This window comes from Nonomuraea angiospora (assembly GCF_014873145.1).
Classification (GTDB): domain Bacteria; phylum Actinomycetota; class Actinomycetes; order Streptosporangiales; family Streptosporangiaceae; genus Nonomuraea; species Nonomuraea angiospora.
The window spans coordinates 9,611,810-9,632,752 of record NZ_JADBEK010000001.1 but is presented as its reverse complement, the minus strand read 5'-3'; the positions used below and the strand labels follow the sequence as shown (position 1 = coordinate 9,632,752).

The following is a 20,943-nucleotide window of genomic DNA, read 5'->3' as shown; positions in this document are numbered from 1 at the left end:
ACGCCGCAGGTGGAGCGGAGGCGATTCTCAGTTTTCCTCCAGGAAGCTATGGCACGGTAGGTGCCGGTGTTTATTAAGGTGTCAATAATCCCGTGATGTCCTCGACGCCTCTGATGTTCCAAACGAAAGGTATGCGCGGATGCTCTCGCCCCGCCGACTGGCAGCGACCGCCGCACTCCTCGCAGCTCTCACCGCCGGCGTGCTCGCCCTGCTCGTCCTCGCCGGCCTGATCACTTTCGGCGCGGCAGCGGTCACGGTGGCCTTCCTGGTCACCCTGGCGGGCCTCGCCTTCCTCGTGCTCACCGTGCGCCGCCTCGACGGCAAGGCGCACCGCATCGATCTGCGGATCAAGAAGTACGAGGCCGAGCTGGCGAGGACCACCACAGCGCTCAAGAACATCGAGACCAGGCTGGACCTGCTGGTGCAGGCCGTCGAGGACTCCGCCGCGCGGCGGGCCGACGACCTCGGCGCCATCCTGGCCTCACTTGGAGAGGACCGGGTCAACGCCATGGCGCGGGCGCGAGAGGTGGAGGAGCTGCGCGCGGAGGTTCGCGCGCTGGCCAGGGACTCCGTATGACGCGGGTCCGGCACAACGACTACGGGTCGCTGCGGCCGCCGGCGGTGGGGGCGTGGGAGCCCTCGCTGCGGGTCTCCGTGGTCATCCCGGCCTACGACTGCGCGGAGGCGCTGGAGCGCACGGTCCCGGCGCTGGCACGGCAGACGTACCCGGCCGAACTGGTCGAGATCGTGGTCGCGGACGACGGCAGCGAGCCGCCGCTGGAGGTGGCGGGCGCGCGGGTCGTACGCGTGGCCGACGGGTGGGGACGCGGCGCGGCCCGGCAGGCCGGGCAGCTCGCGGCCACCGGGGACGTGATCCACTGGCTCGACTCCGACATGCTCCTCGCGGACGACCACCTTGAGGCGCACATGCGCTGGCACCACCTGATCGACCACGCGGTGGTGATCGGGGACGTCCGGTTCGTCGAGGAGCCGGGCGAGGAGGGCGTCCAGTCCGAGTACACGAGGAAGACCTTGGAGTCGACCAGGTGGCTCAAGGACGCGGGCGCGAGCGCGTACCTGCTGCACACGGGCGCGTCCACGTCCGTACGGGCCGATCTGCTGCGCGCGGCGGGCGGGGTGGACACCTCCCTGAACATGGCGGAGGACACCGAGCTCGGATACCGGCTGGCGCAGGCGGGGGCGGTGTTCGTCCCCGACGCGCAGGCCAGGGCCTGGCACGTCGGAGCCTCCACCGTGATGCTGCGGGAGAAGGAGGTGCACCGGCACAACTGGTCCTACCTGGGCGATCTCATCCCCGATCTGCGCTGGCTGCGCAGCCACCCCCGGCGTCACTGGCGGGTGCCGTACGTGCGGGTCGTCGTGACGGCCACCACCTACGAGCGGACGCGGGCGAGCGTCGACTCGGCCCTCGCGGGCACCCTCGCCGACGCGGCCGTCACCCTCGTCGGCCCCTGGGGCAAGCTGACCGGCGAGCGCCGCTCCAGCCTCGACGACCCCCTCCTCGACCTGCGCCTGCTGCACAATCTCTACGCGCACGAGCCCCGGGTCGTGTTCGCGGAGAGCGTACCCACCTCCGCCGCGCCCGCCCCCTTCCTGCTCCACGTCCCCTCCGGGTGGACGCTGGGCGCCGACACGCTGTCCAGGCTCGTACGCCACGCCGACGGCGACCTGCTCGGTCTGGTCAGCGTCGCACTGTCGGAGGACGCCTCCGGGGTCGCGGCCGCCCGCCTGGAGCGCACGGCCGCCTTCTCGCGCGCCGCGCTCCACGAGGGCGAGGCGGACAACCTGGTGGACGAGATGTTCGGGTCGGAGTGGGTCAGCGGGGGCGAGTACGGGTTCGCGCCGGCGGAGGAGGCCGAGCCGCTGGCCGGCGACCCCGCGAAATGGCGGGCCCTGGCCGGGGAGCGGCTGCGGGAGGTCAAGGAGCTGCGGGCGGAGGTGGAGCGGCTCGCGGCCGAGGTCGAACGGCTGTCGGCCGCGCCGCCCGCCGACGAGGCCGCGGAGCGGGGCGGGCTGAGCTCGCTGATCAAGCAGCTGCGGAGCGCCGGATGATCCGTCAGCTGCTGGCGGAGCTGCCCGGAGCGCGGGTCTTCTTCGCCGGGATCGACGACGTCGCCCCCCTCTACCCCGCGACCGCCTCCGCGTCCGCCGGGGCGTCCACGGGCGCCCGCCGGCACTCTTCGGGGACGGCCTGCGAGGACCGGCAGGTCGTGGACCTCGATCGGGACCTGCTGGAGCCGCCCGCCGAGACCGAGCAGGTGGGCGAGGTCCTCGTGCTTGCCAAGACCCCGGCCGACCTGCGCAGGATCGCGACGCTGCACAAGCTGCTGCCCCAGGCCGAGCGGGTGGTCGTGGCCGTGCTCGACACGCCCGCCGCCCATCCCGCGCCGGTCCCCACCCCCACCCCCGCGCACCGGTGGCGGTCCTTGACGGATCTGCGGGTCTACCAGCCCAGGAACCGGGTCTGGGTGGTCGACGCCCGGTTCTCCGCCGCCACGCCCGCGGGCCGTACCGTGACCGCGACGGCGCGGGCGTTCGCGGGCCACCGCCTCGACGTGATCGCGGCCCCGGCGGCGGCGATCGCGGGCGTCGGGGCGGCCGACTGGCGCCCCGGCGACCCCAACGCGACCCCCGCCGAGGTGACGGGGCCGGTGCCGGAACGGGTCGGCGCGCCGGGCAGCGACGTGGTCCTGCGCACCCTCGGCCACCCGTCGGTGGAGAGCGCCTCCCCCGTTCCTGATGCCGCACCGGCTGACGACGACGCGGAGACCGTGGAGTGGGCCGGGGACGAGACGCCCATCGAACGGCCGACGCTCCGGGCCGTGACCTGGGAGCACCTTGGACGGCCGGGCATGGCCGACTCCCCGCTGGCCGATCCCGACGTGCTCGGCGAGCCCTCCATGGTCCCGCCCGTGGACGAACGCCTCGTGAACCCCCAGGGTTTCGTCACCACCCCCTCCCGCGGCATGGCCTCCCTGGTGGAGCGGGACGGCCGCTGGTCGGTGGTGCTGGACGACAAGGTCGTGACGTCGTTCGCCGAGTCCGGCGGGGTCACCGACGCCGACGTGGCCAGGCTCCGGCAGATCCGCGGCGTCGAGGTGGACTGGCGGCACGCGCACAGCGGCCCCCTGGCCGCCGTACGGGTGCTGGCCGGCCTGGCCGCCGCCGGGGTGCCGCTGCGCGCGCAGGCCGTGCCGCGCTGGGCGGGCGCGCTCGGCGACGAGCTCGTCGAACTCGTCGGGCAGTGCCCGGACCTCTCGGACGACCTGCGGCGCGAGGAGCACAGCATCCGCCTGCGCCGCGCCGCGCTCCGTACGCACGGCGTCGCCGCGCGGTGGGAGCAGCTCGGCGCGCCCGCCCCCGCGCCCCCGCTCACCTCGGTCCTGCTGGCCACGCGCCGGACCGACATGGTGTCGTTCGCGCTCGACCAGGTCGCCCGCCAGCGCGGCGCCGAGCTCGAGGTGATCCTCGCCCTGCACGGCGTCCCGAAGGCCCACCCGGACGTGGCCAGGGCGATCGAGGCGTTCGAGGGCCCGCTGACCGTGTTCGAGGCCGAGCGCCAGGACGTGTTCGGCGAGGTGCTGAACCACGCCGCCGCCAGGGCCTCGGGCTCGTTCCTGCTGAAGATGGACGACGACGACTGGTACGGCCCCGACTTCCTGTCCGACCTGCTGCTGGCGCATTCGTACTCGGGCGCCCAGGTGGTGGGCACGGTGCCGGAGTTCGTGTACCTGACCTCCATCGACGTCACCGTGCACCGCAGGCAGGTCACCGAGCAGATCACCAGCTTCGTCGCCGGTGGCACGATCCTGGTGGAGCGCTCGGCCTTCCAGGCGGTGGGCGGGTTCCGGCCGTTGCGGCGTTCGGTGGACACCCAGTTCCAGGAGGCGCTGCAGGCGGCGGGTGGCCAGATCTACCGTACGCACGGGCTCGGCTACATCCTGCGCAGGGGCCCGGCGGCCAACCACACCTGGCAGGAGCCGATCGGGACGTTCCTGCAGCGCAACCGGCAGCAGTGGCGCGGCTTCCGCCCGAACGCCCTCATGGCCCTGGACGGGAGCCCCGTCCCATGACCGGCATCCCCCGCATCCGCCGCAACGACTTCGGCGTCCTCTCACCGCCCGCCCTGGGCGCCTGGGAGCCCACGCTCACCGTCACCGTCGTCATCCCGGCCCACGACCGTCAGGAGACCCTGGACCTCACCCTGGCGGCCCTGTCCGCCCAGAGCTACCCCGAGCACCTGCTCGACGTCGTCGTGGTGGACGACGGCAGCGCCACCCCGATCCACCTCCCGGAGCTCGTCCCGGCCAGGACCAAGCTGATCTCCAGCCCGCCGGGCGGCTGGGGCCGGGCCTGGGCCGTCCAGGCGGGCCTGGACCTCGCGACCGGCGAGGTCGTCCTCGTCCTGGACGCCGACATGGTCCCGCACCGGCACCACGTGGAGGCCCAGCTGCGCTGGCACCACCTGGCCCCGTACGTGGTGGCCCTGGGCTGGATCGACTTCACCGCCGCGACCGACCTCCCGACGCAGGAGCGGGTACGCCAGGCGCTGGAGTCGGGCGAGGAGGGCGAGCTCTTCCCCCTGTCACCGCACCGCCACGACTGGGCCGAGCAGATCATCCACGACCACGACGGCCTGCGCACCGCCCCCAGCTCCCTGGCCACCCGCATCCACGTGGGCGCCACGGCGTCGTACCCGGCCGGGCTCCTGCGCTCGATCGGCGGCCTGGACACGTCCCTGGTGCTGGCCGAGGACACCGAGCTCGGCTACCGGCTCACCCAGGCGGGCGTGGTGTTCGTCCCGGACCCGGAGTCGCGTGCCTGGCACGTCGGGCTGCCCACGGCGATGCGCGAGTTCGCGGCGCTGAAGCGCTACAACGACCCCTTCGTCGCCGACCGGGTCCCCTACCGCCGTTATCTCCGCACGGACCCGGGGCGCCAGTGGCTGGTGCCGTACGTGGACGCGACGGTGCCCGCGGGCCCGTACGAGGACGTGCGGGCGACGGTGGACGGCCTCCTGGCCGGCACGATCCCGGACCTCCGGGTCACCGTCCCCGGCCCCTGGGAGTCCCTGACCGCCGAACGCCGCTCCCCGCTCGCCGACCCGCACCTCGACCTCCGCCTCATCCAGGCCAACTTCGCCGGCGACCCCCGCGTCCACCTGACCACGCCCCTGGAGGGGACGCCCCCGTTCCGGCTCTCGGTGCCGCCCGGCTGGGTCCCGTCGAAGGACACGGTGGAACGCCTGGTGGACCACATGGAGCAGCACGACCTGGGCTCCCTCTGCCTGGCGCTGGAGGAGACGGCGCAGGGCGTCACGATGGCCAGGCTGGACCGCACGTCAGCCCAGTCGAGAGCCGCCCTGGTGGCGGCCCCGGACGACGAGTGGGACGACCTGATCGACGCCCTCTTCGGCCTGGAGTGGCTGGACGGGGAGAGCTGGGGCTTCAAGCGCCGCCCCGCCGTCTACCCGCCGCGCAAGAGACCCGTCCCGGAGCTCGACCGGCTCGCCGCCGAGCACGAGAAGAAGATCGCCCTCTACCGCAAGCGCACCGCCGCCCTGCGCGCGGAGCTCGCGCAGCTGCGGCGGGAGGCGGGCAAGAACGCCAGGGACGCGGCGCGCTGGCGCGAGAAGGCCGAGGCCTGGCGCAGGGAGGCGGTCCGCCTCGCCCGCGCCCAGAACCGCACGGTGCTCAAACGAGCCGTCCGCAAGGTCCGCGCCCTGGCCTTCCCCGACGACTCTCCCGCACGCGAAGGCTAGTCGTCGCCCTCCACGCGCATCACGCTGGCCACGGCGCGGACGATGTCGAGCTCGCGCAGCCCCTCCATGGTCGCCGACAGCGCGGCGTCCGTGGCGCGGTGGGTGACGATGACGAGCTGGGCGTCGTCGCCGTGCCCCTCCTGGCGCACGGTCTGGATCGACACGTCGTGCTTGGCGAACAGCTCCGCCACCCGCGCCAGCACGCCCGGCTTGTCGGCCACGTCGAGCGCCACGTGGCAGCGCGTGACCGTGTCGCCCATGGGATGGGCCACCAGGTCCGCGTACGTCGACTCCTCCGGCCCGTGCGTGCCCGCCAGGCGGTTGCGGGCGACGGCCACCAGGTCGCCGAGCACAGCGGAGGCCGTGGGCGCCCCGCCCGCCCCCTTGCCGTAGAACATCAGCTGCCCCGCCGACTCCGCCTCCACGAAGACCGCGTTGTACGCCTCCCGCACCCCGGCCAGCGGGTGGGAGCGCGGGATCATCGCCGGGTGCACCCGCACCCCGAACGAGCGGCCGTCCTCGGAGCGGGCGCAGATGGCCAGCAGCTTGATGACGTAGCCCATGGCCTTGGCCGAGGCCACGTCGGTGGCGGTGATCTCGGTGATGCCCTCGCGGTGCACGTCGGCGGCCGTGACGCGGCTGTGGAAGGCGAGCCCCGCCAGGATGGCGGCCTTGGCGGCGGCGTCGAAGCCCTCGACGTCGGCCGTCGGGTCGGCCTCCGCGTAGCCGAGCGTCTGGGCCTCCTCCAGGGCGTCGGTGAAGGACGCGCCCGTCGTGTCCATCTTGTCGAGGATGTAGTTGGTGGTGCCGTTGACGATGCCGAGCACGCGCTTGACGTGGTCGCCCGCCAGCGACTCGCGCAGGGGTCGCAGCAGCGGGATGGCGCCGGCCACGCTGGCCTCGAAGTAGAGGTCGCCGTTGCCCTGCCTGGCGGCCTCGTGCAGGGTGGCGCCGTCTTCGGCCAGCAGCGCCTTGTTGGCGGTGACCACGGACTTGCCCTTGGACAGGGCGGCGACGATCAGCGAGCGGGCGGGCTCGATGCCGCCGATGACCTCGATGACGATGTCGACGTCGTCGCGGGTGACCAGCGCCTCGGCGTCGGTGGTGAGCAGCTCGGGGTCCACCTCGACGTCGCGCTTGCGGCCGAGCCGGCGTACGGCGACCCCGGCCAGCTCCAGCGGGGCGCCGATGCGCGCGGCCAGGTCGGCGGCCTGCTCGTGCATGAGCCTGATGACCTGCGAGCCGACGACGCCGCAGCCCAGCAGCGCCACTTTCAGCGGTTTCACAGCTGCCCCCTCAACAGGTCGTCCTCGGTCTCGCCCTGCACGATCACGCGCGACTTGCCGCCGGAGACGGCGACCACGGCGGGCCTGGGCAGGTAGTTGTAGTTGCTGGCCAGCGACCGGCAGTAGGCGCCGGTGGCGGCCACCGCGACCAGGTCGCCGGGGGCGAGGTCGGCGGGCAGGTGGAAGTCGCGCACGATGATGTCGCCGCTCTCGCAGTGCTTGCCGACCAGGCGGCTGAGCATGGGCTCGGCGGTGCTCTCGCGGCTGACCAGCGCCGCGGTGTATTCGGCGCCGTAGAGCGCGGTGCGCACGTTGTCGCTCATGCCGCCGTCGATGCTCACGTACGTGCGCAGGCCCTCGACGTCCTTGACAGTGCCGACCGAGTAGAGGGTGATGCCGCCGGGCCCGACGATGGTGCGCCCCGGCTCCACGGTCAGCCTGGGCACGGGCAGGCCGGCGTCCGTGCACACCTTGGTGACGATCTCGCGCAGCCCGTCGGCCAGCTCCTTGATGTCGGGCGCCTCGTCGCCCTCGACGTAGGCGATGCCGTAGCCGCCGCCCAGGTCGAGCTCGGGCAGCACGACGCCGTGCTCCTCCTTGATCTGCACGAGCAGCGCGGTCAGGCGCCTGGCCGCCACCTCGAACCCGGCCGTGTCGACGATCTGGGAGCCGATGTGCGAGTGGAGCCCGACGAGCTCGAGCTGCGGCAGGGCGAGAATCCGGCGGACGGCCTCGGCGGCCGCCCCGGTGTTGAGCGACAGCCCGAACTTCTGGTCGTCGTGCGCCGTCGCGATGAACTCGTGCGTGTGCGCCTCGACCCCGGTGGTCACCCGGATCATCACCTTGGGCCGCTTGCCCAGCTCCTGGGCGAGGTGGCCGAGCCTGGCGATCTCCTCGTAGGAGTCGACCACGACGTGGCCGACCCCGACCTCCAGCGCCCTGGTCAGCTCGGCGACGGACTTGTTGTTGCCGTGCATCGTGATGCGCTCGGGCGGGAAGCCGACGCTGAGCGCCACCGCCAGCTCGCCGCCGCTGGCCACGTCGAGCCCGAGGCCCTCGTCGTCGAGCCAGCGCACGATCTCCCTGCACAGGAACGCCTTGCCCGCGTAGTGGACCTCGGAGCCGGCGAAGGCCGTGGCGTAGTCGCGCATGCGCGAGCGCACGTCGTCCTCGTCGAGGACGTAGAGCGGCGTGCCGTGCTCGCGAGCCAGCTCGCGCACGTCGACGCCGCCGACGGTGAGCGTGCCATCGGTCCGGGTCGACGTTCGCGGCCAGATCGCTGGGTTGATCCGGTTGAGGTCGGCGGGCGCCAGCGGAGGGCGCTCGTGGGGCAGCATCTCGGCGTGCCGGTCCCCGGCGGGATGGACGAATCGACTCACCTGATCGAGGCTATCGGAACCGCAACTGAGCCATGACCCTCTGACCACGTATCGAGACGCGATCAAGCTCCGCAAGGGATATTTTTACGCTTTTTCGCCGTTTGGCCGAATATTTTGCGACTCGCTACATTCGTTCTGGCCCAGGAAGCACACCCGCCACAGCCCCGGCCAGCCGCACCCGCGCCGTGTGCACCGGCCCCGGCGGCTGGTCGCCGACCGGGACGGCGGGCGCGTGCTCGTGCGCGTCGTGATAGGCCAGGGCCAGCCGCACCAGGTAGGTCTCCCACCCCGGCTCCCTGCTCACCGCCCGCCCGGGCAGCTCGGCCAGCACCCGCAGCACCCGCCGGTCGTAGGGGCCGTCGAGCAGCTCCCCCCTGAACCCCTCCGGCGCCACCCCCAGCTCGCGCGCCCACCTGAGCACCGCGCGCGCCCGGGCGTGCCCGTAGCGCACCACGAACCCGGGGTTGTCCCAGGTCCGCGGGAAGTCCGGCCACGGGGGCTCCGGAATGTCGAGCGGCGCGACGCCCGCCACCAGCTCCCCCGGCCGGCTGACCACGATCCGCAGGAAGCCGTCCCGCCGGACCTCCACCAGGGACACCCCGTCCAGCTCGCGCACCCGCCCGGCGAGCGACTCGGCGGGGACCTTCCGGCGCAGCGCCGCGGCGGAGACGTAGACGGCCTCCGCCTCCCACGTCCCCTCGGGCACCGGCGGCTCCCCCAGCACCTCGGCCAGCTCCGCGGGTGTCATGGCCGAAACCTTAGATGAGCGCGTGCGGCTCGGCGGAGCCGTACTCGACCAGGTGGGCCGCGCCGAGCAGCCAGCGGTCCTCGTCGCGTACCCGCACGTAGCCGAACCGGTCGGCCGAGAACACCTTGATCCCGTCCGTCCGGCACTGCCGCATGAGCACCTCGTCCCACCCGTCCGTGAGGTCGGCGAAGCCGATCTCACGCAGGGTGTTGCGGCGGGCCAGGAGGGTCGCCCCGGCGATCTCGGGGAGGTAGGTGTACTCGGCCTCGGGCTGCTTGAGCAGCGTGGCCTGCGGCTTGCGGAGGTGTGCGTAGAAGGCCGCCTTGCCGACGATGTCGGCGGTGCTGAAGAGGAACGCCCGTCGCAGGTCCGACAGGTAGTGCGGGCCGTAGACGTCGCGCGGGTCCATGACCGCCACCAGGTCGGACTCGCACAGGTCGATGCCGGCGTCGAGCATCGCGCCCTCGGTCATCGCCGGGTGCGGGCGGCGGTAGACGATCTCCACGTCCGGCAGCACGTCGCGGGCCCGCAGCTCCGACTCCGGCGGCCCGATGACGATGAGCTGGTCGACCCCCGACTGCTTGGCGACCTGCGCCAGCGCGTGCTCCATCAGGTACGGGTCCATGATCGGCAGCAGCACCGAGGTGTTGAGCGTGGCGCGGGCGCTGGGCAGGCCGATCGCGTCGAGGAGCTCGTCGATCCGCTCGGTCATCGTGCCCATCTGGTACGCCCGCCGCAGCGCCACGTGCGCCCGCCGCGTGTCGGCCTCGGTGCCGATGGGCGTGCCGCAGGCGGCGAGCTCGGCCAGCCGCCACTGGGGCGTGCCCGGCGGGCAGTCCACTGCGGCCGGCCAGCGATAGGAGGTCAGCACGTCGGGGTACGTCAGGTGGCCGGGCAGGAGCTGGTCCAGCGTGAGGACCCGGTCGATGCGCCCGCCGGACAGCGGCAGCGGGTTGTGCACCCGCGGCTGCACCCCGAACTGCAACCGCGGCCAGGCCACCGTGAGATCGGTCGTGAACCGGTGCTCGAACAGCTCGGCCGCCGCCGCGTACGCGGTCACGTCGCCCCGCGTGTGCCAGAAGACCGTGCGGATGCCGCGCTCGGCACACCAGGCCAGCAGCGCCTTGAGCCCCTCGCCCGGCTCGCCGGTGATCTCCTCGGCCCACGGGCCGTGCTCGACGGACTCGACCACCAGCAGGTGGGGCACCTCCAGCGGGAGCACCCTGGCGAAGTCGCGCGGCGTGAACCCGGTCGTCTGCCGCCACTCGTACCGCAGCAGCGCCTCGGCGTGCGGGTCGGCGATGACCGCGGCCGTCAGGTGCGGCCTGGTGTTGGGCCCGGTCGGCACCCGGAAGGGCTTGAGCTTGAAGGAGGCGCCCCCGAGCGTCCTGGTCGTGGTGGTGGCCTGGAACGCCGCCCCGGGGCGCTCGTCCTTGGCCTTGGCGGCCGTGGGGGGCTTGCGCTTGGGCGCGATGGGCCGCTTGACGGGCTTGGCCGCGCCCCTGAGCCCCTTGGCCAGCCGGACCGGGTTGCTCTTGCCGCTCTTGATCGCGTCGCCGAGGCGGTTCCAGCGGGCGACCTTGATCGAGGACAGCTTCCAGTTGGCCACCTCGGCCTGGAAGCGCTGCTCGGCCAGCTCCCTGCGCAGCTTGTCGGCGGCCGTCCGCTCGACCTCCAGCCGCTCCTCGGCCTCGCTCAGCCGCTCGGCCAGCGACCTGGCCTCCGCGGCGCTCTGCTCGGCGGCGGCCAGCTTGGCCTCGGCGGCGTCCAGCAGCCTGGCCAGCTCTGCGGCGCGCTCGGCCTGCGCGACGGCATCCCGCAACGCCCGGCGAGTGCTCTCAAGCTCCGTCGACAATTGACCCTCCGCTCCCTCAGCCCGGCAAAGGATACTCTTTTTGCCTGAAGCGTCTCGAAGGGATGAGATCCGGTGCAGTTCAATGTGCGGCCCTACGTCTGCGGCGCTCTCGGCCGGATCGATCCCGCCGTACTCGGCAAGCTGACCACGGCGGGCCCGAGGCTCCTGCCCGCGCTCCAGTCGGCCGACGCGGCGCTGTTCAGCTCGGCGCCCCTGCCGCCCTACCATCGCCTGGGGCACTCGTACGCGTTCTCCTGGGGCGAGCGCAAGCCCTCCGGGGACGACGACTGGATGACGGTCGCGGAGACGTTCGAGACCCCCGGGCTGATCGGCGACGGCGACAGTGTCACGCTCCACACGGGCGCCCTGGGCCTCGTGGACGTCTACTACGTCCGCCTCGGCGACGCGGTCTACTTCTCGTCGCAGATCAAGCCGCTGCTCAGCCTGGTGCCGGTCGAGATCGACTGGTCGGCGTGGGCGTCGATCCTGCAGGTGACGTTCCCGCTGGGCGAGGCGACGCCGTACGCGGACGTCAAGCGGCTGCCCGGCTCCAGCGCCCTGGTGTGGCGGCACGGCAGGCTGGCGACCGAGCGCAGGCTGCCGCGCTGGCTGCGTTCGGAGCCGTACGAGCGGTGGATCAGCCCGCGCGAGATCGTCGAGCTGCTGGACGAGGTCTACCAGGACTACGCGGACCGCAAGCTGCTCGTGCCGGTCAGCGGCGGCTACGACTCGCGGCTGCTGGCCAGCGTGGCCAAGGCCCGCGGCATGGACGTCGAGTCGTGGACGACCAGCCCGGACGACGGCACCGACACCGACATCGCGTTCGCCAGGTCGATCACCAGGGAGCTGGGCATCCCCCACCGGGTGATCACCCAGGACGCCGCCGACTACCCGGACGACGCCGTCGAGGTGGCCCGCAGGCTCGAATACCTGACGCCGCACCACGCCTGGTACGCGCCCTTCGCCAAGGAGGTGCACCAGGCGGGCCGGATCCTGGTCGACGGCCTGGCCGGCGGCCCGCTGCTGAAGAACTTCATGGTCAGCGGGGCCGCGCTGGAGGCCACGACGCAGGCCGAGCGCTCGGCGGCCGTGCTCGGCTCGCTGTCGCTGGGCGCGCCCTCGCAGCCGTTCCTGTCCAAGGCCGCCGCCCAGTGGATGGAGGAGACCGTGCGCGAGCAGTTCCTGGCCGCCACCTCCATGCTCCACGGGCACCGCGCCGAGCTGCCGCTGTCGGTGCTGCACACCAGGACCGTGCGCGGCATCGCGCGCTCGGCGGTCAACCTGGTGGGGCCCGAGGCGTCGTTCGCGGCGCCGTTCATCGACCCGCGCTTCTTCGACGCCGCGCTATCGGTGGGCGTGGCCCGCAAGGACAAGGGCCGTTTCTACCGCGAAGTGCTCCACGCGGCCAATCCACGGGTGGCCGCACTTCCCTCGACGAATGTGGTCAAGCAGCCACTCCAAAGGGTGCCGCTGCGTTCGACGGCCGCCCCCGCCCGAAATTATTCGCACCGCATGCTGGAGACTGTGGTGAGGAGAGTGCCGGGACTGCTGTCGGACGAGCTGCACGAGGTGGTCTCAGGCGGCCCCGACGCTTTGACCAGGTTCAACGGCTGGAACGATCGTTTCTGGGTGCGAGGGTTGGTGCTCTTCGGGCTGTGGCTGAGCGACTTCGAAGAAGACCTCTCGGACCTTGCGCCACCTTTTTAGTGAACTCTCGGTAACAGGGCGATTACGTACGGATCTCACGGGTATTAACCCCTGCACAGCAGAAGCGGGTTCCGGAAAGCCAACGGGCTGGTAGTGTTCGGCCCGTAAGCGCCGCACAAACGGGCACCAGATCACAAATCCGGTCTCGTTCTAGGGCAGTGGAGTACGCAGGGATGACGACTCCACGCGGCGCGGTCACCAGATAGTAACGCCGGGGCAACCGGTGACTTCGTCCTGCCCACATCTCTTCCTGTGAGCGACATTATGATCAACGCATCCCCATCGCCGGAGCCGATCTCCGAGACGTTCGTCTCTGAGGATCCGGCCTGGTACAAGCGGGCGGTGTTCTACGAGGTCCTCGTCCGGGGGTTCAAGGACTCCAACGGCGACGGCACCGGCGACCTTCGCGGTCTCATCGAGAAGCTGGGCTACCTCGAGTGGCTCGGCGTGGACTGCCTGTGGTTGCTGCCGCTGTACGAGTCGCCTCTGCGCGACGGCGGGTATGACATCTCGGACTACATGAAGATCCTTCCGGACTTTGGGGACCTGGGAGACTTCGTGCAGCTGATCGAGAAGGCTCACGAACGTGGCCTGCGGATCATCACCGACCTCGTGATGAACCACACCAGCGATCGCCACCCCTGGTTCCAGGCGTCCCGGCACGACCCCGAGGGTCCGTACGGCGACTTCTACGTGTGGTCGGACCATCCTGGCGGCTATCCCGACGCCCCGATCATCTTCATCGGCGCCGAGGAGTCCAACTGGACCTACGACCCGGTGCGCAAGCAGTACTACTGGCACCGTTTCTTCCACCACCAGCCGGACCTCAACTATGACAACCCGGCGGTGCAGGAGGCCATGCTGGAGGTGCTGCGGTTCTGGCTGGACCTGGGCATCGACGGGTTCCGGCTGGACGCGGTGCCGTACCTGTTCGAGCGTGAGGGCACCGCGTGCTCGGGGCTGCCGGAGACGCACGCGTACCTGAAGAAGATCAGGGCCGAGGTGGACCGCCTCTACCCCGACCGGGTGCTGCTGGCCGAGGCCAACGGCTGGCCCGAGGACGTGGTCGAATACTTCGGCGACCCCACCACCGGGGGCGACGAGTGCCACATGGCCTTCCACTTCCCGCTCATGCCGCGCATCTACATGGCGGTCAAGAAGGAGACCCGCGAGCCGATCTCCGAGATCATGTCGCGCACGCCCAAGCTGCCCGACAAGGCGCAGTGGGGCATCTTCCTCCGCAACCACGACGAGCTCACGCTCGAGACGGTGAGCGAGGAAGAGCGCGACTACATGCACAAGGAGTACGCCAAGGACCCGCGCATGCGCGCCTACCTGGGCATCCGCCGGCGCCTGGCCCCGCTGCTCGACAACGACAGGGACCGGATCGAGCTGTTCACGGCCCTGCTGCTGAGCCTGCCCGGTTCGCCGGTCATGTACTACGGCGACGAGATCGGCATGGGCGACAACATCTGGCTGGAGGACCGCGACTCGGTCCGCACGCCGATGCAGTGGAGCCCCGACCGCAACGCCGGGTTCTCCTCGGCCGACCCCGGACGGCTCTACCTGCCCGCGGTCATGGACCCGATCTACGGCTACCAGGCGGTCAACGTGGAGGCCCAGCAGCGCCATGAGGGCTCGCTGCTCCACTTCACCCGCAAGATGCTGGAGATCCGGCGCAACCACCCGGTGTTCGGCGTGGGGGCGTACACGGAAATGTGGTCCTCGAACCCCTGCGTGCTCACCTTCGTCCGCGAGGACCGCGACGACATCATGCTCTGCGTGAACAACCTGTCGAAGTTCCCGCAGCCGGTCGAGCTGGACCTGCGCAGGTTCGAGGGGATGGTCCCGGTCGAGGCGCGGGGCGGGGTGGAGTTCCCGCCGGTCGGCGAGTTGCCCTACCTGCTGACGCTGCCGGGGCACGGCTTCTACTGGTTCGCGCTGAAGAAGAAGGAAAAGGCCGCTCTCAGCGCGACGTGACCGGCACCTGGGCACGGGCCGCGCGGCGGGCGGGAATGAGCGCCACCGCGAGGGCCGTGCCCACGGCACCCACGACGGCGACGGCCAGCGTCAGGGCGGAGGGCGCGCGCCCGATGCCCGCGCCGACGCCGCTCGTGTGACCCTGCAGGTCGATCAGCCCGGTCACCACGGACATGCCCGCCGCGGCTCCCACGCCGACGCCGAGCACGACCAGCAGCCCGGTGCCCGTCACCAGCGTGGCCATGACCTGGCGCGGCGTCAGCCCCATGGCCTTGAGCACGGCCAGGTCGAACGCGTGGTCGCGCAGCCCGAGCGCGCTGGCGGTGAGCAGGTTCGCCAGGCCGATCAGCATCAGCACCGCGATCAGCGCCACGATCACCACCCGGATGATCGACAGCCGGTCCGCCGGGTTGACCGCGGCCTGCACGTCGAGGCTCTCGGCCGACTCCGCCAGCAGCCGCCCGCGCACCTCGGCGGCGTCCGCGCCCTTCTTGAGGGCGAGCGCGTAGAACTCCGGCGGCACCGAGTCCTTGGCCGCCAGGCTGTCGAGCCCCACGGAGATCACCTCGCCGTCGAGGTCGGGCTCGACGGTCCTGCCGACGATCCTGACGATCAGCGGCGTGCCGCCCACGGTCAGCCGCACCCGGTCGCCGATCTTGATGCCCAGCAGATCGAGCAGGCCCTGCCCGGCCACCGCCTCCCCCTGACGGCCGTACATGCGCCCCTCGACCACCGGGAACGGGTACGGCTGCGTCGAGCTGCCGATGGCGCGCACGCGCACCGAGCGGGCCATGCCGGGCGCCAGGGCGTCCACGTCGGTGCCGGGATAGACCTCCGCCACGTCCCTGTCCAGCCTGGCGACGCGCTCGGCCTCGGCCGGCTCCGCCTTGCCCGGCCTGACGTACAGGCTCGCGTGCTGGCCCACCTGCTCGGGGTGGTCGGCGAAGTTGTCGAGCGTGGCCCAGACGCCGAGCCCGATCGTGATCATCATCATCGGCACGGCCAGCCCGAACGCCGTCAGGAACGCCGGCACGCGCCTGGTGAAGGCGTCCCTGGTGCCGAGGACGAGGGCGGGCGGGAGGCGTACGAGGAGGGCCAGCCGGGCCAGCCTGGACAGGTGGCCGCGCGGGGGGAGAGCGGGCGCGTCGGGGATCGGCGGCGTGCGGCCGCCGCGCCAGGCGGGCAGCCCCACGGCGGCCAGCACCACCAGGGCCGTGCCCGCCACGATGGCCAGCACCGGGATCGGCGCCACGGACGTCGCGCCGAGCATCGCCGCCATCACGCCCCAGCCCACCACGGCGCCGATCGCGACGCCCAGCAGGCCCAGCGCTCCGTGCTCGGCCAGGAGCAGCAGCGCGATCTGGCCCCTGGTGAAGCCCATCGACTTGAGCGTGGCCAGGTCGCGGAGCTGGGCCAGCACCCGGCCGCCGGCCGCGTTGGCCAGGGCGAGCGCCGCGGCCACCAGCCCGACCACGCCGAACAGCGCCAGCAGCGTGCCCAGCAGCCGGTTGTCCAGCTCCATGGCGGCCCTGACCTCGCGCCAGGTGTAGACCCGCTGGAGCTTGTCCTCCAGCATGACGACCACGCGCTGCGAGACGACCTGCGTGGCGTCGGGGTCGGCCAGGCGCAGCCCGGTCACCCACTCGCTGCGGCCCAGCATGGGCTCGATGCGGTCGAGCATGACGGGCAGCACGTAGGCCAGGCCGGGCGTCCACTGGGGGTAGAAGCCCTGCTCGGCGGAGTCGGCGATGCCGCGTACGTACAGGGTGTGGCGCTTGCCGCTGAGCGCGATGATCGTGAAGGGGGCGCCGATCCTGAGCCGCAGCGAGGTCGCGAACGAGCGCTCGACGACCACGCCGTCGGGCTGGGAGGGATCCAGCCACCTGCCCTCGGCCACCACCGGGTGCGCCACCTGCGGCGGCGTGGCGGGCATCGCGCGCAGCGCCGCGGGCTCCTTCTTGCCCTCCTGCGCCACGGTCACGGGCGCCGAGCGGTAGGGGCCCGCGATCTGCGTCACGCCGTCGATGCCGCTCAGGTCGGCCTGGGGGCTGTCGTCGGTGTAGAGCCAGACGTGGGCGCCCTCGGTCTGGGCGAACAGGCTTCGCCAGGGGTTGGTGCCCTCCTCCAGCAGGGTCGCCGCGGTGATCAGCGCGGCCACGATCCCGGCCACGGTGAGCACCGTCAGCACCGCCTGGCCCTTGCGGGCCCGCAGGTCGGCCTTGATCCACCGGCTCCCCGCCAAGGTGGCACTCATCGGAGGTCGATCACCTCGCCGGCCGTGCGCGTGCGGCGGCGCGCGATGCGGCCGTCGTCCACGATCTCCCCGTCGAACAGCGACACCAGCCGGTCGGCCAGGCTCGCCACGCGCGCGTCGTGGGTGACCATCACGATCGTCTGGCCCTCCTTGTGGACGTCGCTGAGCAGGCGGAGCACGTCGCGGGTGTTGCGGCTGTCGAGATTGCCGGTGGGCTCGTCGGCCAGCAGCACGCTGGGCTGGTTGGCCAGCGCCCTGGCCAGCGCGACCCGCTGCTGCTCGCCCCCGGAGAGCTGGGCGGGCGAGGCGTCGGCGCGGTCGCTGAGGTTGAGCGCGCCGAGCAGGCTCTCCCTGCGCTCGCGCGCCACCTTGGGCGAGGCCCCGGCCAGCAGCGCGGGCAGCTCGACGTTGTCGCCCACGGTCATGTTGGCGACGAGGTTGAAGAACTGGAAGACGAACCCGACCTTCTTGCGCCGCAGCAGCGCCCACGCGCTCTCCGAGAGCGTGTCGACGCGCTTGCCGTCGAGCCAGATCTCGCCGCTCGTGCGGGTGTCGAGCCCGCCCAGCATGTGGACGAGCGTGGACTTCCCGGAGCCGGACGGACCCATGATCGCGACGAACTCACCCGGCTCGACCTGCAGGTCCACGCCGCGTACGGCAGGCACGGGCACCGCGCCATCCTGGTAGATTTTGACCAGATTGACCGTTTTCACAACCGCGCTCATGCCAGATCCTCCTGGCAACGCTCCAGCCAGTCAAGATCCGCCTGCAGGTGGAGCATGGCGCCCTCGATGAGGAGTATGGCGACCCGGTCGGTCGGCGCGGTGCGGGCCAGGAGGTCGTTGAGATCGCTCATGAGCGACAGGTAGTGGCGGCGCTGCCGGCTGATCAGCGCCATCCGGTCGGCGATGCCGGTGAGCGGGGCCAGCACGAGCTTCATGAAGAACTCGTCGCGCACCCTGGGACCCTCGGTGGGCTCGTCCACCCAGAGGGTGAGCACGTCCCGGCCCTTGGCGGTGAGGTAGTAGACCTTCTTGTTGGGCCGGTTGGACTGCTCCACGTCGACCGCCCTGACGAGGCCGTCCTTCTCCAGCCTGCCGAGCGTGACGTAGATCTGGCCGATGTTGGGCGACGGATAGGCGCTGCCGAACGTCTGCTCCAGCGCCTGTTTGAGCTCGTACCCATGGGCCGGCTCTTTCGCCAGGAGCGCCAGCAGGTGAAGCCGCACCGCCCCACCTCCCCGCCGTGTTACGAACGCGTTACGTATCAAGCCGTTGACCTACAGATTACATGTGTGCATAACATGAATGCATCTACCTAACACGTATGTAAATCACTCTGAACGTGGAGGAAACAGAGTGCGCTCGCTCACGCTCTCCCTGGTCGTCCTCCTGGCGGCGGCCGGTTGCGCGCCCGCGAGCAATGAGGGCGGCGGCGAAACGGGCACGGGCGGCACAGGCCCCATCACGTTCGCCACCGGCCGCGACACCACGGCGTACCTGCAACCCTTGCTGGACCGCTGGAACCAGGCCCACCCGGCCGAGAAGGTGACGCTGCTGGAGCTGCCCGAGGCCGCCGACGAGCAGCGCGCTCAGATGGTGGCCAACCTCCAGGCCAAGAGCAGCCGGTACGACGTACTGGGGCTCGACGTGGTCTGGACCGCCGAGTTCGCGGAGAACGGCTGGATCATCCCCCTGGAGCGCGGGTTGTTCCCGCTCGACAGGTTCCTGCCGCCTGTCGTGGAAACGGCGGTCTACAAGGACAAGCTCTGGGCCGTCCCGTACACGAGCAACGCAGGGTTGCTCTACTACCGGACCGACCTGGTCAAGAAGCCGCCCCGGACGTGGGCCGAGCTTCGCGACCAGTCACGACAGATAACGAAAAAGCACGATATTGGAGGCTATGCCGGGCAGTTCCTGGCGTATGAAGGGCTCACCGTCAACTTCTCCGAGGCTCTGCAGTCCGCCGGCGGGCAGATCGTCAGCAAGGACGGCACCGAGGTGACCCTCGATCCGGCCAAGACCCGCGTCGCGCTCGACTTCCTGCTCCAGGGCCTGCGCGAGGGCTGGATCCCCAAGGAGTCACTGAGCTACAAGGAGGAGGAGACGCGCCTGGCCTTCCAGGACGGCCGGCTCGCCTTCGCCCGCAACTGGCCGCACGGCTACGGCCCGGCCAGGGCGAAACTGGGCGACAAGCTGGGGGTCACCCGGCTGCCGGGGCTCAACGGCCCCGGGTCCAGCACGCTGGGCGGCGCCAACCTCGCCATCAGCGCGTACTCCAAGCATCAGCACACGGCGCAGGAGTTCATCCGGTACTTCACCAGTCTGGAGAACGAGCGCCGCGTCCTCACCGAGGGCTCCTTCCCACCTGTGTGGACGGAGCTCTACGACGACCCCGCCCTGATCAAGCGCTTCCCCTACCTGCCCGTGCTCAAGGAGAGCATCCTCGCCGCCAAGACACGGCCGGTGAGCGCCAACTACAACCAGCTGAGCCTGGTGATCGCGAGTTCGGTCGCCAAGGCGCTCGGCAACCCCTCCACCGAGTCCGCGGACGACGTCGCGGTCTCGATGAAGTCCGAAATCGAAGAGATCATCAGAACACAGTGAGGCAGCCATGCGAAACGCCAGAGCAGCAGCAATCCTGGCCGGGCTCGCGGTAGCCGTCGCCGCCTGCGGCAACGCCCCGACGAACACCTCGCCGTCCACCGACGCCTCGGGCTCGGCGTCGGCCCCCGCCGCCGGCGCCAAGCCGCTGCAGGGCGTGAAGCTCGAGGTCGCCGCCAAGTGGACCGGCGACGAGCAGAAGAACTTCGAGCAGGTGCTCAAGGCCTTCACCGAGAAGACCGGCGCGGAGGTCACGTACGCCTCCACCGGTGAGGACACCGGCGCCTACCTCGGCCCGCGCATCCAGGGCAAGAACCCGCCGGACGTCGCGATCCTGCCGCAGCCGGGCCTGGTGCAGCAGTACGCCGACCAGAAGGCGCTCACCCCGCTGACCGACGACGTCATCAAGGAGGTGGACACCAACTACACCCCGTACTGGAAGGAGCTCGGCTCCGCCGACGGCAAGGTGTACGGCGTGCTCATCAAGGCGGCGCACAAGTCGCTGGTCTGGTACCGGTCGCAGGCGTACGACGACGCGGGCGTGCAGCCGGCCACCACCTGGGACGAGCTGGTCAAGAACGCGCAGACCATCGCCGACTCCGGCACCGCGCCGTTCTCGTTCTGCGGCGCCTCCGGCTGGACGCTGACGGACCTCTTCGAGAACGTCTACCTGTCCACCGCCGGGCCGGAGAACTACGACAAGCTCTCCAAGCACGAGATCCCGTGGACGGACCCGACCGTGACCACCGCGCTGGAGAAGATCGCGCAGATCGCGGGCAAGAAGGAGTTCCTGGTCGGCGGCAACGCCGGAGCCCTGCAGACCGACTTCCCCGGCTGCGTGACCAAGGTCTACGGCGACAAGAAGGCCGCCATGGTGATCGAGGCCGACTTCGTGGCCGTCTCCGCGGTGCAGTCGAAGGCCAAGGTGGGCGAGGAGGCCAAGTACTTCCCGTTCCCCAAGGCCGGTGACACGGCCCCCGTCGTCCTGGGCGGCGACGTCGCGGTCGCGATGAAGGACTCCCCCGGCGCGATGGCGCTGCTGCAGTTCCTGGCCTCCAAGGAGGGTGGCGAGATCTGGGCCAAGCTGCCCGGCTACCTGTCGCCCAACAAGAACGTCTCCCCCGACAACTACCCCGACGAGCTGACCAAGCAGCTCGGCCAGACGATCGTCTCGGCCGGCGACGCCGTCCGCTACGACATGTCCGACCTGGCGCCGAGCGCGTTCGGCGGCACCGACGGCAAGGGTGAGTGGAAGGCGCTGCAGGACTTCCTGCGCAACCCGAGCGACATCAAGGGCACTCAGACCACACTGGAAGCCGAGGCCAAGAAGGCCTGGAAGAAGTAAAGAG

At 71.3% G+C, this 20,943-nt stretch carries 15 protein-coding genes; 8 read left to right on the top strand and 7 right to left on the bottom strand.

From position 1 onward, the window contains the following. The first annotated feature begins 139 nt into the window (after positions 1 to 139). The 4 genes from H4W80_RS44420 to H4W80_RS44405 are packed head-to-tail and all read left to right on the top strand — an operon-like array spanning position 140 to position 5,782. Positions 140 to 577: a hypothetical protein gene (locus H4W80_RS44420; protein WP_192790553.1), complete on the top strand. Its 438-nt coding sequence runs from the start codon at positions 140 to 142 to the stop codon at positions 575 to 577. After that, entirely contained in the window at positions 574 to 2,073 is a 1,500-nt protein-coding gene (locus H4W80_RS44415; RefSeq protein ID WP_192790552.1) for a glycosyltransferase family 2 protein, read from the top strand. The genes H4W80_RS44420 and H4W80_RS44415 overlap by 4 nt, the downstream gene beginning before the upstream one ends. Then, the gene (locus tag H4W80_RS44410) at positions 2,070 to 4,094 is read left to right on the top strand and encodes a glycosyltransferase (RefSeq protein ID WP_192790551.1); all 2,025 of its coding nucleotides are present in this window, start codon (positions 2,070 to 2,072) and stop codon (positions 4,092 to 4,094) included. The genes H4W80_RS44415 and H4W80_RS44410 overlap by 4 nt, the downstream gene beginning before the upstream one ends. After that, a complete protein-coding gene (locus H4W80_RS44405; protein ID WP_192790550.1) occupies positions 4,091 to 5,782 on the top strand; it encodes a glycosyltransferase family 2 protein in 1,692 nt (563 codons plus the stop codon). Before H4W80_RS44410 ends, H4W80_RS44405 begins: the two co-directional genes overlap by 4 nt. Here the strand turns inward: H4W80_RS44405 and H4W80_RS44400 are convergent. From H4W80_RS44400 to H4W80_RS44385, 4 genes are all read right to left on the bottom strand, one after another. Continuing rightward, the gene (locus H4W80_RS44400) at positions 5,779 to 7,068 is read right to left on the bottom strand and encodes a homoserine dehydrogenase (protein ID WP_318787339.1); all 1,290 of its coding nucleotides are present in this window, start codon (positions 7,066 to 7,068) and stop codon (positions 5,779 to 5,781) included. The two genes, H4W80_RS44405 and H4W80_RS44400, sit on opposite strands and share 4 nt — an antisense overlap. Next, positions 7,065 to 8,447: a diaminopimelate decarboxylase gene (gene lysA / locus H4W80_RS44395; protein ID WP_192790549.1), complete on the bottom strand. Its 1,383-nt coding sequence runs from the start codon at positions 8,445 to 8,447 to the stop codon at positions 7,065 to 7,067. The genes H4W80_RS44400 and lysA overlap by 4 nt, the downstream gene beginning before the upstream one ends. Before the next feature lie 124 nt (positions 8,448 to 8,571). Continuing rightward, positions 8,572 to 9,195 (bottom strand): anticodon-binding protein, encoded by a 624-nt coding sequence (locus tag H4W80_RS44390; RefSeq protein WP_192790548.1) that lies wholly within the window; start codon positions 9,193 to 9,195, stop codon positions 8,572 to 8,574. A gap of 10 nt (positions 9,196 to 9,205) precedes the next feature. Next, positions 9,206 to 11,050, bottom strand: a complete 1,845-nt coding sequence (locus H4W80_RS44385) for a hypothetical protein (RefSeq protein ID WP_192790547.1) — start codon at positions 11,048 to 11,050, stop codon at positions 9,206 to 9,208. Between the two features lie 72 nt (positions 11,051 to 11,122). On the opposite strand from H4W80_RS44385, the gene H4W80_RS44380 reads away from it, so the two are divergent. After that, entirely contained in the window at positions 11,123 to 12,757 is a 1,635-nt protein-coding gene (locus H4W80_RS44380; protein ID WP_192790546.1) for an asparagine synthetase B family protein, read from the top strand. A gap of 264 nt (positions 12,758 to 13,021) precedes the next feature. Next, complete coding sequence (gene treS, locus H4W80_RS44375; protein ID WP_192790545.1) at positions 13,022 to 14,737, top strand: maltose alpha-D-glucosyltransferase; 1,716 nt, start codon at positions 13,022 to 13,024, stop codon at positions 14,735 to 14,737. Here the strand turns inward: treS and H4W80_RS44370 are convergent. The 3 genes from H4W80_RS44370 to H4W80_RS44360 are packed head-to-tail and all read right to left on the bottom strand — an operon-like array spanning position 14,724 to position 18,219. Beyond that, on the bottom strand, positions 14,724 to 16,991 hold the full coding sequence (locus H4W80_RS44370; RefSeq protein ID WP_192790544.1) for an ABC transporter permease: 2,268 nt from the start codon (positions 16,989 to 16,991) through the stop codon (positions 14,724 to 14,726). The genes treS and H4W80_RS44370 overlap by 14 nt on opposite strands. Next, positions 16,988 to 17,716 (bottom strand): ABC transporter ATP-binding protein, encoded by a 729-nt coding sequence (locus tag H4W80_RS44365; RefSeq protein ID WP_192790543.1) that lies wholly within the window; start codon positions 17,714 to 17,716, stop codon positions 16,988 to 16,990. The genes H4W80_RS44370 and H4W80_RS44365 overlap by 4 nt, the downstream gene beginning before the upstream one ends. Then, positions 17,713 to 18,219 (bottom strand): PadR family transcriptional regulator, encoded by a 507-nt coding sequence (locus H4W80_RS44360; RefSeq protein ID WP_192790542.1) that lies wholly within the window; start codon positions 18,217 to 18,219, stop codon positions 17,713 to 17,715. Before H4W80_RS44360 ends, H4W80_RS44365 begins: the two co-directional genes overlap by 4 nt. A 130-nt stretch (positions 18,220 to 18,349) precedes the next feature. Here H4W80_RS44360 and H4W80_RS44355 point away from each other — a divergent pair, with 130 nt between their 5' ends. Together H4W80_RS44355 and H4W80_RS44350 are read left to right on the top strand one after the other, a co-directional pair. After that, on the top strand, positions 18,350 to 19,597 hold the full coding sequence (locus H4W80_RS44355; RefSeq protein WP_192790541.1) for an ABC transporter substrate-binding protein: 1,248 nt from the start codon (positions 18,350 to 18,352) through the stop codon (positions 19,595 to 19,597). A 7-nt stretch (positions 19,598 to 19,604) separates the two neighbouring features. Next, the gene (locus H4W80_RS44350) at positions 19,605 to 20,939 is read left to right on the top strand and encodes an ABC transporter substrate-binding protein (RefSeq protein ID WP_192790540.1); all 1,335 of its coding nucleotides are present in this window, start codon (positions 19,605 to 19,607) and stop codon (positions 20,937 to 20,939) included. Positions 20,940 to 20,943: the final 4 nt, after the last annotated feature.

Coding starts and splice junctions, on each gene's coding strand:
- H4W80_RS44420 (WP_192790553.1), top strand. CDS start 140: ATGCTCTCGCCCCGCCGACTGGCAGCGACCGCCGCACTCCTCGCAGCT.
- H4W80_RS44415 (WP_192790552.1), top strand. CDS start 574: ATGACGCGGGTCCGGCACAACGACTACGGGTCGCTGCGGCCGCCGGCG.
- H4W80_RS44410 (WP_192790551.1), top strand. CDS start 2,070: ATGATCCGTCAGCTGCTGGCGGAGCTGCCCGGAGCGCGGGTCTTCTTC.
- H4W80_RS44405 (WP_192790550.1), top strand. CDS start 4,091: ATGACCGGCATCCCCCGCATCCGCCGCAACGACTTCGGCGTCCTCTCA.
- H4W80_RS44390 (WP_192790548.1), bottom strand. CDS start 9,195: ATGACACCCGCGGAGCTGGCCGAGGTGCTGGGGGAGCCGCCGGTGCCC.
- treS (WP_192790545.1), top strand. CDS start 13,022: ATGATCAACGCATCCCCATCGCCGGAGCCGATCTCCGAGACGTTCGTC.
- H4W80_RS44370 (WP_192790544.1), bottom strand. CDS start 16,991: ATGAGTGCCACCTTGGCGGGGAGCCGGTGGATCAAGGCCGACCTGCGG.
- H4W80_RS44365 (WP_192790543.1), bottom strand. CDS start 17,716: ATGAGCGCGGTTGTGAAAACGGTCAATCTGGTCAAAATCTACCAGGAT.
- H4W80_RS44350 (WP_192790540.1), top strand. CDS start 19,605: ATGCGAAACGCCAGAGCAGCAGCAATCCTGGCCGGGCTCGCGGTAGCC.